The following is a 13,986-nucleotide window of genomic DNA, read 5'->3' as shown; positions in this document are numbered from 1 at the left end:
GAAATCATGAACGTCCTCCCAAAAGACGAGGATCTGGCTCTTAAACTGAAAAACTGTTGTCAACTCAGCTTACATCGCGCTTTATCCGCAGCAATGATGGATAGAATCGACGAAGCCGAGCGCTGGGTGAAGGAATTTGAACGTTGCAAACGTGACTTGGACGAGCTTATCAAGCGGAAAAAGGAGCATGACCAATTAGTGCAACTTGTCGAAACGATGAAAGAACGCGGTGTTGATATTGCAATCATTATCGGAAAGGGGAATGAGTGATGTATACACCTAACTATTTCAATCCATCTTGGGATGAATATATGAATCTTTTGCGCTGGGAAGCCCGTTTGGCGCAAGAAATCGAGCTTCATAGCCAACGCCGGAATTGGAATGAAGTGGCCGTGCTGAAACGGGAAAAACAAAAAGTTGCAATCCGCCGCAAATGCCTCAAAGCGGCGTTGCAACACAGAAAAACCAGCCCAATCACAATATAACACATTTCCATCTACCTACACAAGGACAGGCAAACACTGAAAGGAGGTGAACCGGCATGATCGAGAATCCAATCATTTCCGATCGGCACCCGATCCGACAGGAAGAACCACGCGTCGTAGGATATTGCGAGGGGTGCGGCGGTGAGATCGTCGAGGTAGATGACGTCATTGAGTTTGTAGATGGCTTGATGATCCACCAAGACGCATGGTGCGCCTATGACTATTGTGGCAAGTTCGGCCAAGCGAAGCAGGCATGAAAAACGCCCCGCTGGAGAGAGCGAGGCGCTTCGAAGAGGTGATTCCCCTATGAACTGTTACTTACATAGTACAGGATCGCCTCGAAAAAATCAAATGGAGGTGTGAAACTTGGAAGCTGTCATCTTAGCCAACACGAACGAAATGAGCCACGAGGAGTGGCTGCAGGCTCGCCGGAAGGGGATCGGCGGGAGTGACGCTTCGGCAATTGCAGGATTGAACAAATGGAAATCTCCTGTGGCTGTGTATCTCGAAAAAATCGGACAGGCCCCAGGGGAGAACGTGAACAGCGAAGCGGCCTACTGGGGTACGATGCTAGAGGATGTCGTGGCTCAAGAGTTCAGCAAGCGGACTGGATTGAAAGTACGACGAAAGAACGCGATCCTGCAACATCCGGAGCATCCATTCATGATCGCGAACGTCGATCGCCTCATTGTCGGCCGGAAAGAGGGGCTTGAGTGCAAAACAGCTAGTGAACATCTCAAAGACGAATGGAAAAATGACGAGGTTCCGGCGCAATATCTCATTCAATGCCAGCATTATATGGCTATCACGGGCTTCGATTCATGGTGGATTGCGGTTCTGATCGGCGGCAACAAGTTCATCTACAAGAAAATTGAGCGTGATGAGGAGATTATCCAATATCTCATCGAGATTGAATTGAACTTTTGGAACAATCACGTTCTCAAGAAAAATCCACCGATGTTTGACGGTTCGGATGCTTCGAGTGATTTGTTGAAAGTTCTTTATCCGACAGCGAAGTTTGAGGAGGAAATCGAACTTCCCCCTGGCGCGTCAGAACTGATTGCTAAGTATGAGCAGGCCAAGCAAGAGGAAGAGGAAGCTGCCACACGCAGAAAAGAGGCAGAAAATCAACTGAAAGCAATGCTTGGCGAATATGAAAAAGCTTTTGCCGGCGAGCGAATCATAACATGGAAAAACGTTCGTAGCAGCCGTGTTGATACAAAGTTGCTCAAAGCGAAGTATCCGGAAATATACCAAGAGGTCGTCAAAGAAACGGTATCACGGCGATTCTCCATCAAGTAGGTGAATGATATGGCCAAATGCAAAGGTTGTGGCAAGGAAATCGAGTGGATTAAAACGCCTGCCGGCAAAGCCATGCCGGTGGATATTGAAATCATAACTGTAGTGACTGCGAAGGGCGAAGTTGTCAAAGGACATATCCCTCACTGGGCAACTTGCCCTGCGGCGCAACAATTCAAAAAGAAATAGGGAGGTCATAAGAGTATGGCAACAAATCAAACGCTAAAAACTCAACTCGCAAACAAAGCGAAGAATACGGAGGCGGCGCCTCCTTCTCCAGCCCAAACGATTGCGGCATATCTGAAAAAGATGGGTCCGGAGATTGAAAAGGCTCTACCAAAGCACATGGATGCTGATCGGATGGCGCGCATCGCGCTGACAACGATCCGGACCAATCCGAAACTGTTGGAATGCTCGGTTCCTTCTCTTCTCGGCGCGGTGATGCAAGCAGCACAGCTTGGGTTGGAGCCGGGACTCATCGGGCATTGCTACCTGGTACCATTCAAGAACGGAAAAACGGGTCAATCTGATGTGCAATTCATCATCGGCTATAAAGGTATGATCGACCTGGCAAGGCGCAGTGGAAACATCGAAAGCATTTATGCTCATGCTGTTTACTCGAACGACACATTCGAATATGAATACGGCTTACATCCGAAGCTCGTTCATAAGCCGGCAATGACAAACCGTGGTGAGTTCATTGGTGCATATGCAGTTGCTCATTTCAAAGACGGCGGCTATCAATTCGAATTCATGCCTAAAGAAGAGATTGAAAAACGCCGCAAGCGTTCAAAAGCAGCCAATAACGGTCCGTGGGTAACGGACTATGAGGAAATGGCCAAGAAAACTGTCATCCGTCATATGTGGAAATACTTGCCGATATCGATTGAAATTCAGCAAGCTGTTGTGCAAGACGAGACGGTGAAGAAGGACATCACAGCTGATCCGGAACCGGTTGACTACATCGAAGCCGAGGCATACGAGGTGATCGATCCGCAGCCGCAGTCCGAGGAACCACGGCAAGAGGAGATCGTCTTCGATGCTGAATGAGCAGCCACAATACAAAATCCTCCTCCCAAGATGGATTTGGGAGGAGGCTCAAAACAAAGAGCATTTCAAACGGTTGGTACTAGAGTATATGCGTCGGTATCCGGAATATACCGTAAAAAGCGTGAAAGACGGGTTTGCGATTTGTGTGAGGAAATAGGAAAGCCGAGGTGATACGATGCCCGACAGTTTTTACTTCCCTGTCTACACAGGACTTCTTACCCCGGAACATCGAGAACGGATCGGACCGGCCATTTGGGAGTTTTTATGGCTTGTCTCCAAAGTAACCAAAGAAGTGCAGGAAGAAGGTGAAACGTTGGGCATCGTGCTCGGCGGAAGGCCAGTGAAACTCGCAGAAATCGCTGCCGAACTTGGCGGAAGCGAACGGACCGTAAAAAGAAATATTGCTCGACTAAAAGATGAAGGTTACATCGAAACGGTCCGTGCTCCTTATGGTGAAATTTATAAAGTTAGAAAATCGAAGAAGTTCACCCATAAAAGCAGAAGTGACAAAAACGGCACATCTTTTGACGAGAGAGAGGACAAAAATGGCCTATCTCACGACGAGAGAAGTGCCAAAAATGGCACATCTGAACATAGAGAAGTGCCATATTTGTCCGAGAGAAGTGCCACATCCGGCACATCTAATAAAGATATAAAAGATATAAAAAATATAACTGATAGAAAAATAGATGATGATATAAGAGAAGCCCATATGGCAGACCGATCAAAAAGAGCAATTGCTAACAAATATATTCAGCGTAGGGGAAAAGGACTATCGCTTTCCCCTAAAGATGAGGAAGCAATAGAAGGGCTTCTGCGAGAGCCAATCCCATTGGATGACATTCTTTCGCTGATCGACGAAGTGTTTGACGAGTACCAACCGAAATTCAACGGCGACGGGATCAATTCTTTTGAGTACGTGCGTAAAGTGGTCCTTAGCAAATATCACGAGCAAAAAGGAGAGAGCACGGATGGCGGAACGATTCACAAGCATCGCCGAGGTGTTAGCCGACCTTCAGCAGAAGGCGGAAAGACATATGAGCAAATCCTCCGAGAAGCCGAAGCAGCCCGACGAGCTTGGGGATGGAAGGGGTGACTACGAGTGTCACAAGTGTAAAGATGCGGAGTTCATCTTCTATCGGGATGAGCGCGGCTATGAATTCGCCCGGCCTTGTGAATGCAGAGAACGAAAAGCTTGGAGACGCCGATTCAAGCAAGCGCTCATTCCGGACGAATTCGTGCACGCGAATTTCGAAAACTTCAGACGATCAGCACCATATCAACAGGATATGTATGACATGTCACTCAATTATCTGCAAGAATTTGGTACGGAGAACGGGACGAAAAAGTTGTCTGACAAAAATTTAGGGTTCATCGCAGTACTAGGGGAACAACGCCTTCGAGAACTGCCGGCCGGCCAACGAGCAGAGATGAAGCAACAGCATAACAACTTCGGCGTCGGCAAAACCCATTTGCAGATCGCGCTGGCCAAGCGGCTCATTAAGGACGGATTCAATGTGTTGGTGGTTTCAGATGTCACATTCATGGACGAGCTTAGCCAAGCCAAAAGGATGAACGACGAGGGAGAAACGCTCAATCGACTCCTGCAAAGTGCCATTGATGCAGATGTTTTAGTTTGGGATGACATCGGCAAAGCGAAATGGTCTGAAACTAAAGAATCGCTGTACTACCAAATCATCAACGAACGTTATCGTAAACAAAAGCCAATCGTGTTCAATTCTAACGAAGATCGTGGAACATTGAGCGAAAAAATCGGCTATGCGTCCGCCAGCCGGCTGCTCGGGCAGTGCGGTCCATACCTCCTCGAAGTCGAGGGTGATGATTTCAGGCTAAAGGGGGCATAAACCATGTGCGTGAAGTGCGATGGAACGGGACGGCTATACACAAGGGTGATGAGCGGAGCGTGGCTGGTGACCTCATGCAACTGCGAGGATGCGGAGAAGGTGCGGCAGGAAGAGGAGATAAAGATGCGAGAGTGGCGCAAACGTCTGGCGGAGGCCTGTGAGCGATTGGGGATCACACAGGATATTGTTTGGGAGGCAGGTGATCACGTTGGGCATCCTCTATGAAAAGGTTCAACTCACGAAAGAGCTTAAACGCCAAATGATGATTCGGCAGCTACTTGATCGTGGAATCCGTGAATACGACGGGCAATCCGTTTACGATTTGGACTACTACACGTTGCGCCATGTGCTTGCGATGCAAAAACTAAAAAACTAACATGCTCGAATTCTTCAAATTTTAGCCCGTATGGCGTTTTTCTTGCGAGGGAAATAGAAAGTATTTGAAAGCGAGAAAAACGCCTTACAAGGAAAAAACAGGCGTCTGCAAGTGTGAATAACTATAAGCCTAGCTGGAGGGAATGAGATGAACCGATATATGTGGGACGTCTTTTTGACGGCTACAGCAATTGTATGTGTCCTAGGCATAGTAGTTCTCCTTATAGTTTTGGCGTATTTGGTTTTCGCGTAACGAGATTAAAACTAACGAGGTGAAAAGCGTTGAATTTAGCTAAACTGTTTGAACTACAACGCAAACTTGACGAACACATCGAAAAAGAGCATCCGCGGAAACCGGGTGAAGATCGGCTTGCGAAGAAAATCCTTGCGTTGATGGTGGAGCTTGGGGAGTTGGCGAATGAGGCAAGATTCTTCAAATATTGGAGCAATGACCAAAAGCCGAGAACTCGTATCGAAGTTGTAACGAGTCAGAAAATGGTTGATGGTGTAATAGAGCCTATTGTGGAGTATAAGAATCCACTTCTTGAAGAATACGTAGACTGCTTGCATTTCCTTTTGAGCATTGGGCTTGATGAAAACATTGGAACGTTGGAATGGGAACAAATCGAACCATGGAAAAGAGAGTCAATTATAGATCAGTTTATAGACTTATTCGATTGTACAGTACGCTTGCAGACTGACATCACAGAATACGTCGTCATTTGGGATTATTTCATCGGACTTGGCGAAATGCTCGGCTTCACATGGGAACAAATCGAAGAAGCATACATGCAGAAACACGAAGAAAACATCGCCCGGCAAGAAAGGGGATATTGAAGGGGATGAATATATGATGACAGAACAAAAGAATTTTTCGGAAATTGCAAACGAAATCATCGAGCGTTTTTCAACGAACGGACATGATTTTTCAGAAGTTGTAAACAAGATCATCGGGGGAGTTGAACCGATCATTTCAAAAATGTATGAGGTTATGAGACCGGTAATTTTAATCAGGGAATATGAGCGTGAAATACAAAAGATGGAAAAACTTATCGAGTACACGAGGCACAGCAAGAAGCGCAATAAACATATAAGACATTTGAAGTGTATGCAAGCAGAATTAAGTGGTTTGTACAAGGAAGTGGAAGAATGAGCGGACGGAAATCGAAACGAAAAGGCTATGTCGGGGAACGGGAGATTGTCTCCCTCATCCCCGGCGCCAAACGTGTGCCGTTGTCGGGGAGCATGGGCGGGGAATACGGAAATGACGTCATCCTGCCAAACGGCTGGCGTGCGGAGGTGAAACGGCGGAAAAGCGGGATGAAACAGGCGTATGATTGGCTGGAGCAGTCCAATCCTGATGTGGTGCTGTATCGAGCCGATCGAAAGCCGTGGATTGTGTTGATGACCATGGATAAGCTATTGGAGTTGATGGGAGTGGGAGAGGATGAACCAGCTCACGATATTTGATTTCACGGACGATAACTACAAGGTTGACTTTTTGAGATTGCGAGGCGGAATAAAGGTTGGTAGGAGAGGATAGATATGACGAGCCGTTTTACGAGTGTGTCGTCTTATCGTTCGGGGGCGCCTCGTTTCGGAATCGGCCACACGGGATAGATACAACGGTGCGGACGTATCAGCTGACGCCGGAGCAGTTAGAACGATTACGTGCCGGTGAAAATCTTGATGATATCTTGAAGGAGGCGAAAGAAGTGGAACAACAAAAGCCGAAAGTGATCGCATACGCGAAATATGAGGAAGTTGTGGCCGAGCGTGATGAGCTGAAGAAGCAGCTGGAGGAATTGAAAGCGAATATGGAAAAGGAAGTCGGGCATTGGAAAGAGTTGTTTGAAACGACGATGGCGGACAAAGAGCAGTTGCACAAAGAAAATCTCATTCTCGAAAACGAGATTCAGAGACTGAAAGAACTTGTATCAGAACTGACCGAACGCAATGATCGCTATTCGGACGAGTGGATCGGCTTGCACAAGGAATTGAGAGCGTTACGTTTGTATGCGCTGGAGAAATTGCAGAAGGACGTTTACGGGGCTTAAAAATGGGGGCTGTCCATGAAGAAGCAGAAAAGGAAACGGAAAGGATATCTGCTGTTTCGGGTGGAGGATGGACAGAAAGTTTGGCTGTATGAGGAATTGCGGAAATATGAGCTAGACGCACGGTTGAAAAATGGTTGGAAGCTGGTGATGTGATGGGCAAATCACTACGCAAAATCAAACGCGAGAGGGAGAAATTTTCTTCTCCCTTTTATCCGGATGTAATGACAGCATGGAATCGCGGATTTGAAGCAGGAGCCAAACAGCAAAATGAGTTGGACACAAAACTCATGCTGGAATGGCTTGGGCGGATTGAGGAAATCCCGGGGATCGGACCTAAAACAGCAGCGAGGATCCGGATGCATTGGCTGGAGTTTATGAGGAAAGTCCGGACATAACAAAATAAGGTCCGGACCTAAAAAAGACCGGACTTCTCCCGGTCAATGACGGTGAATACAATAGGAATCCTTGACAATATTATAACGGGAGTGGTCCGGTTGGTAAAGTATAAACAGATGTCATTCCTTCGCGATGTTGACGGCGAGAAAACAAAAGAAGCAGTCGAGGCAGCGCTTGAAAAATACCGGATATACATGTTGACCGTGCCAGACGAGTATCTCCCGCGCGTAACACAGACATATTCACTTGTGCCGCCGTCGCAGACAAATGCGTTTCATTCGTCGACCGAGAGTGCAGTGATCAGAAAAGTTGATTTTGAGCGTGAGCGTGACGAATACATGAACCGAATTGTGCGTGCAGTGAATCGCCTAACAAAACTACAGCGAGAATTGATCGTGAGACGATATATGAGTATAGAGGAACCGCGTGACTACGATGTGTACAACGAAATGTGCATCAGTGAGTCAAAATACTATCGTGAGCGTGAGAGAGCATTCTACAAGCTCGCTTTTGCGTTGCGGATTGAAGTATACAAGGACTATTAAGAAAGGATGGGCGAGATGAAAGTCGTATGGAGCAAATCAAATGAAATGTGGACCGGTCAAATCGTATTGTGCCGGAACGGAAAGTATGTCGTTCGATATGAAGGAGTGGCGACTTGTCCGCCGTGGGATCGAGCCGGAATCGACGGGCCATATTGGCGCGTGGTCGCTACCTGCGACACAATCGAGGAAGCTAAAAAGGTGGCGGCCGAGCGCGGATGGATGACAGAAAACTGACGGAAAAGTGAAGGAAAAATGATAGAAAGATGACAGAATATTTCTGTTTAGACGTGTTATGATGGTAGCGTGGAAATGATGAAGCAGGGCGTCACTCCGATCGGGGTGGCGTTTTTATTTTGGAGTGATGAACATGAAAAAACGAAAGAAAAAACGAAAAGAGAAATTGAGTCGACGGGAACTCCTCGACTTGATGGGCGTTCACAGAGATACGTACAAGCGAGTGCGTGGGGCGATTAGGAGGAAGTAAATGATGTTTGTATTATTATAATTCGCTTATAATTTTTTCTTTTTTAAGCAACAAAATTAAGTTATTCAAAATGTTTAAACACAAATTTATTACTGTCAAAATCCAGATGATTTCATCTTGCATCATTTATTCCTCCCTAAGCACGTTCTAAATAATATCATTACCTAATTTAGAGGAGACGATGTCAAAACTTGACGAAAAATTGATGTAGGAAAATTCCTCCTTTTGTCGTATTGAGTAGGGCGAAAGGAGGAATATGAATGGTGAAATATAAAGTGACATACCATTTTAATAAAGATTTGACCGCAACTCGGATTATTGAGGCAGAATCTAAAGAAGATGCAATGATAGCTGCGAAAGCTGAAAAAGTTGTAAGGTTTGAGGAAAGAGGAGTTCTTTACGAGTTTAACATAGAGGATGTTAAAATGATCACTGTTAGTGAATTTGCAAAAGTTAAAGCAGTTAAGAGCATATATTAATTAAAGCATCCGATTCAATCGGGTGCTTTTTTATTTGGAGTGATTTTATGCCGAGTAGACCACTAAAACCATGCAATAAGATCGGTTGCACTAACTTAACAAGGGATAGATATTGCGAGCAGCATAAGCATAAAGAACAACAATATAAAGCAGAACGACATCGGTATTATGATGAACATATCCGCGATCAGAAAGCGCGTGAGTTTTATCACAGCAGGGAATGGCAAAGGGTAAGGCAAGCAGCGTTAATGCGTGATAACTATTTGTGCCAGAGCTGTCTGAAGGAAAAGCGAATCACGCCAGCAGATGTTGTGGACCATATCGTTCCTGTTAGGGTTGATTGGTCGTTACGCCTATCGTTGGGCAATCTGCAGTCGTTATGCAATGCCTGTCACAACAAGAAAACTGCCGAAGACAAGAAAAAATACGGGGAGGGGCGGGTCAAAAAGTTTTAGACGGCTCGCCCGGGACCGCGCGGGCCCCTCAGCGCGCACAAAATTCGTTTTTTCTCGTAAAAGGGGGGTAAGCAGGAGGTGAGAACGTGATGGGACGAAAAGCGATGCCGATTCAGCTGCATTTGTTGCAAGGGAATAAAAACCGATTGACGAAAAAAGAAATCGAACAGCGGGTAGAAGCCGAAAAGCGGTTGAAACCAAAAGCAAACAAAGTGAAGCCGCCTGCATGGCTTAGCGATGAGGCCAAGAAAGAGTTTAAGCGGATCGTCAAAGAGATGCAGGATCTCGATCTGTTGACCAATATCGACGTGGACGCGTTGGCGCTGTACTGCGATGCCTATGTCAACTATATCGAGTGCACCCGGATCATCGCTGAAGAGGGGCTTATGGTCGAATACACCAACAAAGCGGCCGAAACAAATAAAGTTCCTCATCCTCTTCTCACCAAGAAAAAGCAGTTGCATGAACAAATGAAAAGCTTGGCAGCTGAATTTGGATTGACACCAGCGTCTAGGGCAAAACTTGCGATGCCGAAGAAAGAAGAAAGAGAGCCGACACCGGAAGAAAAGTTATTTGGTGATATTTGATGTTGAAACAATGGATGATTGATTATTGTCACGACGTTTTAAATGGTGACATCATTGCTTGTCAAAAACACAAATGGGCGTGTCGGCGATTTTTGCGTGATGTTGAGCGAGAGGGCACGGACGAATTCCCGTATGTATTCGATGAAGAAAAGGCGCTTCGCTTTCTCAATTGGATGACGCTTTTTAAACACACAAAAGGGAAGTTAGCGGGTCAACGAATTGAGCCAGCTCCCATTCAAATATTTGTTTTCAGTAATATTTACGGATGGGTGCATAAGGAAACAGGACTGCGTCGATTCAAAAAAGCATATTGGCAAGTAGCACGCAAAAATGCTAAATCGCAATCCCTTGCGTGTGTTGGTTCATATGAAGCATTCGCATTTGGAGAAAGCATGGCGGAAGTGTATATTGGAGCGACCAAAACGGAGCAAAGTAAGATCGTTTGGAATGAGATCAAGGCACAAATACAAGGATGTGACTTTCTGAGAGGTAAGTACAAAATTGCTTACGGCAAAATCGAACACCTAAAAAGCGGTTCTTTTATTGCCGCACTTTCCAAAGATGCTGGGAAAACAGGAGATGGGTTGAACGTACAATGCGGGATTATTGACGAATACCACGCGCATTCGACTAGTGAAATTTACGACGTTCTTGTGTCCGGTATGGGTGCAAGACCGCAACCGTTGATGATGATTATTACAACGGCAGGGTTCGAATTAAAACATCCTTGTTATTCCGTTGAGTATCAATACGTTTCGAAAATACTGGATCCAAACAATCCGATTGAAAACGATGAATACTTTGTGATGATAAACGAATTGGACAAAGACGATGATATAAAAGATGAACGAAACTGGGAAAAAGCAAACCCTATCCTTTGTTCATACGAGGAAGGGGTTAATTTTTTGCGTGGAGAATTAAAAACAGCTTTAGACGTTCCCGAAAAGATGAGAAACTTCCTCACGAAAAACATGAATAGATGGGTAGATATGAAAGACAATGGCTATATGGATATGTCTAAATGGGCGGAATGTGGCCAAGATTTTGATTTATCCATTATCGAAGGATTAGAATGTACCGTTGGCGTGGACCTATCCGCAAAAATCGACTTAACGAGCGTTGGTTTTATCTTCAAAAAGGATGGCAAATACATCGTATTAAGCCATAGTTTTATGCCGGAAGATACACTGGAACGGAAAAGAAAAACGGATAAAGTACCATATGACTTATGGGTGAAACAAGGATGGATTACAACCACACCGGGAGCGGTAGTGGATTACAACTTTATTAAGTCGTATATCAAGAACTTTGAACAACAATACAACGTGAAAGTGCGAGAAATCTGCGCCGACCCGTGGAACGCGACGCAATTCATGCAAGACATGGAAGCGGAAGGGTACACGGTGGTCGAGATTCGACAAGGTTTCCAAACATTAGGCGGCGCAACAAAAGATTTTCGTGAGCAAGTATATCAAGGAAATGTTATTCACAACAACAATCCTGTATTGACATGGGCAATCTCTAACGCAGTTACAAAGCAGGATGCCAATGAAAACATCATGTTAGATAAAAGTAGGTCAACTGAACGCATTGACCCGATTGCAGCGGTTATTAACGCACATGTGAGGGCGATGTTGAAAACTGAAACCATAGACATTAACAAAATTACGGAAGAATACTTGAACATGATGGGATGGTGAGCGAATGGCCAAGGCGCTTAAAAGTTTTGTTACGAAGATGCTTAAAAGTCTTTTAACCGAATGGTTAGAGGACTTTTTAATTTTGATCGGCGTTGTGATTATCCTATACAACACTTATCATCACTTTGGAGAAACAGCCGGGAATTATTTACTTGGAGCGATATTTTTGCTTTTTGGCTTTGCGTTTGCGAAACGGTGATAGCAGCAACTTCTTTGTAAAGGAGGTGAGAATGTGGGGTTTGTTAGAAGCGCGTTAAAAAGAAGGGTAAAAAACGAGAGCCAGACGGTAGATTTAAACAATCCTCTTTTATTGCAATGGCTCGGCATTGATCCGGATACACCAAAAGATCAATTGGCTGAGGCAACATATTTCGCTTGTTTAAAAATCCTGTCCGAGAGCTTGGGAAAATTACCTCTAAAGATGTATCAACGCACCGATCGCGGCATCGTGAAAAGCGATAAAGAGGATGTCTACTACATCTTAAAACTCCGGCCGAACCCGTACATGACAAGCAGCGTCTTTTGGTCAACGGTGGAAATGAACCGGAACCACTACGGCAACGCGTATGTATGGTGCCGGTACGACGGACCGGTACTGCAAGATATGTGGATAATGCCAAGCAAGCACGTCGTCATCGTTGTGGACGATCAAGGGATTTTAGGGAAAAAGAACGCAATATGGTATCGATACAACGACCCGTATGACGGCAAGCTATATGTCTTTGGCAACGATGAGGTGTTACATTTTAAGACGTCGGCGACGTTTGACGGCATCACCGGCATGTCAGTTCGGGACATCTTGAAAAACACGGTGGACGGCGCGCTGGAAAGCCAAAAATTCATGAACAACCTTTACAAAACAGGATTGACAGGTAAAGCGGTGCTCGAATATACAGGTGATTTAGACCCCTCTGCACGCGATCGCCTTGTAAAAGGGTTCGAGCAGTTCGCAAACGGCTCGAAAAACGCCGGAAAGATCATCCCGGTGCCGTTGGGGATGAAGTTGGTGCCGTTAGACATTAAGCTGACCGATAGCCAGTTTTTTGAGTTAAAGAAATACACCGCCCTGCAAATCGCGGCGGCGTTTGGAATCAAACCAAATCAAATCAACGATTATGAGAAGTCAAGTTATGCGTCAGCAGAAGCGCAGAACTTGGCTTTTTATGTGGACACGCTGCTCTATATCCTCAAGCAATACGAGGAAGAAATCACATACAAGATTTTGAGTACCCAGATGATTAATCAAGGGTACTTTTTTAAGTTCAATGTCAACGTCATTCTACGAGCGGATATTAAGACGCAGATTGAAAGTTTAGCAACAGCGGTTCAAAATGCGATTTTGAAACCGAATGAGGCGCGTGATTATATTGACATGCCTGCTGATGATTACGGCGATGTGTTAATGGCCAATGGAAACTACATTCCGTTGAGTATGCTTGGCGCGAATTATGGAGTGAAAGGAGGTGAAGGTTGATGCCGTTTTGGAAGTTCATTGTCAACCAAGCGACTGAAACAGAACCGGAGAGCGTAGAGCTTCGCATCGAAGGTGACATTGTAGACGATGACGAAGCGTGGCTATACGAATGGTTTGGTATGCCGTCAACATCACCAAACGCATTTAAAGAGGAGTTAAGCCAATTCAAAGGCCGCGATATCACCGTATGGATTGACAGCTACGGCGGCAGTGTATTCGCGGCGGCAGGCATTTATAATGCGCTAAAAGAACATGACGGGAAAGTCACCGTCAAGATCGACAGCAAGGCGATGAGCGCGGCGTCTGTTATCGCAATGGCGGGTGACGAGGTGCTAATGTCACCAATGGCCGTAATGATGATTCATAATCCGTTAACAGCGGCCTATGGCAATATGCATGATTTGCGAAAAGTCGCTGACATCCTAGACACTATTAAAGAATCCATCGTGAATGCATATGCCTTAAAAACTGGCAGATCGCGCAGCAAAATCTCGCAAATGATGGACGATGAAACATGGATGTCGGCTAATGTAGCGGTCAAAGAGGGTTTTGCAGATGGCATCTTGTATCAAGATCAACCGTTAGACGTGGCGAATATGAGCCAATTCGCTTTCAATCGCCTAGCTGTCGTGAATAGCGCGAATCAATCCATTCGCCACGCGGTAGAATTGCTTAACAAGCAAAGGGAGCAAGACGAAAAAGAAAGGCTGTTATTGGAACTAGACCTTATCTAGT

23 protein-coding genes are annotated in these 13,986 nt (G+C 45.5%); all 23 read left to right on the top strand.

Annotated features, from left to right (window positions below):
- Nucleotides 1–6: 6 nt before the first annotated feature.
- The 23 genes from GYMC52_RS14760 to GYMC52_RS14655 all read left to right on the top strand — a co-directional run bounded on the left by GYMC52_RS14760 (nucleotide 7) and on the right by GYMC52_RS14655 (nucleotide 13,985).
- Nucleotides 7–270, top strand: a complete 264-nt coding sequence (locus GYMC52_RS14760; RefSeq protein ID WP_013524447.1) for a hypothetical protein — start codon at nucleotides 7–9, stop codon at nucleotides 268–270.
- Nucleotides 270–485 (top strand): hypothetical protein, encoded by a 216-nt coding sequence (locus GYMC52_RS14755; protein ID WP_013524446.1) that lies wholly within the window; start codon nucleotides 270–272, stop codon nucleotides 483–485. Before GYMC52_RS14760 ends, GYMC52_RS14755 begins: the two co-directional genes overlap by 1 nt.
- A 56-nt stretch (nucleotides 486–541) precedes the next feature.
- Nucleotides 542–742, top strand: a complete 201-nt coding sequence (locus GYMC52_RS14750) for a hypothetical protein (protein ID WP_013524445.1) — start codon at nucleotides 542–544, stop codon at nucleotides 740–742.
- A gap of 109 nt (nucleotides 743–851) precedes the next feature.
- The gene (locus GYMC52_RS14745) at nucleotides 852–1,787 is read left to right on the top strand and encodes a YqaJ viral recombinase family protein (RefSeq protein WP_013524444.1); all 936 of its coding nucleotides are present in this window, start codon (nucleotides 852–854) and stop codon (nucleotides 1,785–1,787) included.
- A 9-nt stretch (nucleotides 1,788–1,796) separates the two neighbouring features.
- Nucleotides 1,797–1,973, top strand: a complete 177-nt coding sequence (locus GYMC52_RS19825; RefSeq protein ID WP_013524443.1) for a hypothetical protein — start codon at nucleotides 1,797–1,799, stop codon at nucleotides 1,971–1,973.
- 15 nt (nucleotides 1,974–1,988) lie between these two features.
- Nucleotides 1,989–2,834 carry a recombination protein RecT gene (gene recT / locus GYMC52_RS14740; RefSeq protein WP_013524442.1) on the top strand — a complete coding sequence of 282 codons (846 nt, stop codon included), beginning with the start codon at nucleotides 1,989–1,991 and terminating at the stop codon, nucleotides 2,832–2,834.
- Nucleotides 2,835–3,156: 322 nt separating this feature from the next.
- A complete protein-coding gene (locus GYMC52_RS14735; RefSeq protein WP_230982771.1) occupies nucleotides 3,157–3,930 on the top strand; it encodes an HTH domain-containing protein in 774 nt (257 codons plus the stop codon).
- A complete protein-coding gene (locus GYMC52_RS14730) occupies nucleotides 3,872–4,699 on the top strand; it encodes an ATP-binding protein (RefSeq protein ID WP_013524439.1) in 828 nt (275 codons plus the stop codon). Before GYMC52_RS14735 ends, GYMC52_RS14730 begins: the two co-directional genes overlap by 59 nt.
- Nucleotides 4,700–5,356: 657 nt before the next feature.
- Nucleotides 5,357–5,911 (top strand): dUTP diphosphatase, encoded by a 555-nt coding sequence (locus GYMC52_RS14720; protein ID WP_013524435.1) that lies wholly within the window; start codon nucleotides 5,357–5,359, stop codon nucleotides 5,909–5,911.
- 13 nt (nucleotides 5,912–5,924) lie between these two features.
- Entirely contained in the window at nucleotides 5,925–6,227 is a 303-nt protein-coding gene (locus GYMC52_RS14715; protein ID WP_015731618.1) for a hypothetical protein, read from the top strand.
- The gene (locus GYMC52_RS14710) at nucleotides 6,224–6,544 is read left to right on the top strand and encodes a hypothetical protein (RefSeq protein WP_013524433.1); all 321 of its coding nucleotides are present in this window, start codon (nucleotides 6,224–6,226) and stop codon (nucleotides 6,542–6,544) included. The genes GYMC52_RS14715 and GYMC52_RS14710 overlap by 4 nt, the downstream gene beginning before the upstream one ends.
- A 158-nt stretch (nucleotides 6,545–6,702) precedes the next feature.
- Complete coding sequence (locus tag GYMC52_RS14705) at nucleotides 6,703–7,131, top strand: hypothetical protein (RefSeq protein ID WP_230982710.1); 429 nt, start codon at nucleotides 6,703–6,705, stop codon at nucleotides 7,129–7,131.
- 15 nt (nucleotides 7,132–7,146) lie between these two features.
- Nucleotides 7,147–7,284: a hypothetical protein gene (locus GYMC52_RS19820; RefSeq protein ID WP_013524431.1), complete on the top strand. Its 138-nt coding sequence runs from the start codon at nucleotides 7,147–7,149 to the stop codon at nucleotides 7,282–7,284.
- The gene (locus GYMC52_RS14700; protein ID WP_230982709.1) at nucleotides 7,266–7,526 is read left to right on the top strand and encodes a hypothetical protein; all 261 of its coding nucleotides are present in this window, start codon (nucleotides 7,266–7,268) and stop codon (nucleotides 7,524–7,526) included. Before GYMC52_RS19820 ends, GYMC52_RS14700 begins: the two co-directional genes overlap by 19 nt.
- A 99-nt stretch (nucleotides 7,527–7,625) precedes the next feature.
- A complete protein-coding gene (locus tag GYMC52_RS14695) occupies nucleotides 7,626–8,072 on the top strand; it encodes an ArpU family phage packaging/lysis transcriptional regulator (protein ID WP_013524429.1) in 447 nt (148 codons plus the stop codon).
- Between the two features lie 15 nt (nucleotides 8,073–8,087).
- Nucleotides 8,088–8,306, top strand: coding sequence for a hypothetical protein (locus tag GYMC52_RS14690; RefSeq protein ID WP_013524428.1), 219 nt, complete (start codon nucleotides 8,088–8,090; stop codon nucleotides 8,304–8,306).
- A gap of 510 nt (nucleotides 8,307–8,816) precedes the next feature.
- The gene (locus GYMC52_RS14685; RefSeq protein WP_013524426.1) at nucleotides 8,817–9,035 is read left to right on the top strand and encodes a hypothetical protein; all 219 of its coding nucleotides are present in this window, start codon (nucleotides 8,817–8,819) and stop codon (nucleotides 9,033–9,035) included.
- A gap of 47 nt (nucleotides 9,036–9,082) precedes the next feature.
- Complete coding sequence (locus GYMC52_RS14680; protein ID WP_013524425.1) at nucleotides 9,083–9,490, top strand: HNH endonuclease; 408 nt, start codon at nucleotides 9,083–9,085, stop codon at nucleotides 9,488–9,490.
- An 89-nt stretch (nucleotides 9,491–9,579) separates the two neighbouring features.
- Nucleotides 9,580–10,077 carry a phage terminase small subunit P27 family gene (locus tag GYMC52_RS14675; RefSeq protein WP_013524424.1) on the top strand — a complete coding sequence of 166 codons (498 nt, stop codon included), beginning with the start codon at nucleotides 9,580–9,582 and terminating at the stop codon, nucleotides 10,075–10,077.
- Nucleotides 10,077–11,777: a terminase large subunit gene (locus GYMC52_RS14670; protein WP_013524423.1), complete on the top strand. Its 1,701-nt coding sequence runs from the start codon at nucleotides 10,077–10,079 to the stop codon at nucleotides 11,775–11,777. Before GYMC52_RS14675 ends, GYMC52_RS14670 begins: the two co-directional genes overlap by 1 nt.
- Before the next feature lie 4 nt (nucleotides 11,778–11,781).
- Nucleotides 11,782–11,976 (top strand): hypothetical protein, encoded by a 195-nt coding sequence (locus GYMC52_RS14665; RefSeq protein ID WP_013524422.1) that lies wholly within the window; start codon nucleotides 11,782–11,784, stop codon nucleotides 11,974–11,976.
- A 33-nt stretch (nucleotides 11,977–12,009) separates the two neighbouring features.
- On the top strand, nucleotides 12,010–13,251 hold the full coding sequence (locus GYMC52_RS14660) for a phage portal protein (protein ID WP_013524421.1): 1,242 nt from the start codon (nucleotides 12,010–12,012) through the stop codon (nucleotides 13,249–13,251).
- Nucleotides 13,251–13,985, top strand: coding sequence for a head maturation protease, ClpP-related (locus GYMC52_RS14655; protein ID WP_013524420.1), 735 nt, complete (start codon nucleotides 13,251–13,253; stop codon nucleotides 13,983–13,985). The genes GYMC52_RS14660 and GYMC52_RS14655 overlap by 1 nt, the downstream gene beginning before the upstream one ends.
- The last annotated feature ends 1 nt before the right edge of the window (nucleotide 13,986 follow it).

The organism is Geobacillus sp. Y412MC52, from assembly GCF_000174795.2.
Taxonomy (GTDB): Bacteria; Bacillota; Bacilli; order Bacillales; family Anoxybacillaceae; genus Geobacillus; species Geobacillus thermoleovorans.
This window is presented reverse-complemented; position numbering and strand designations above follow the sequence as displayed.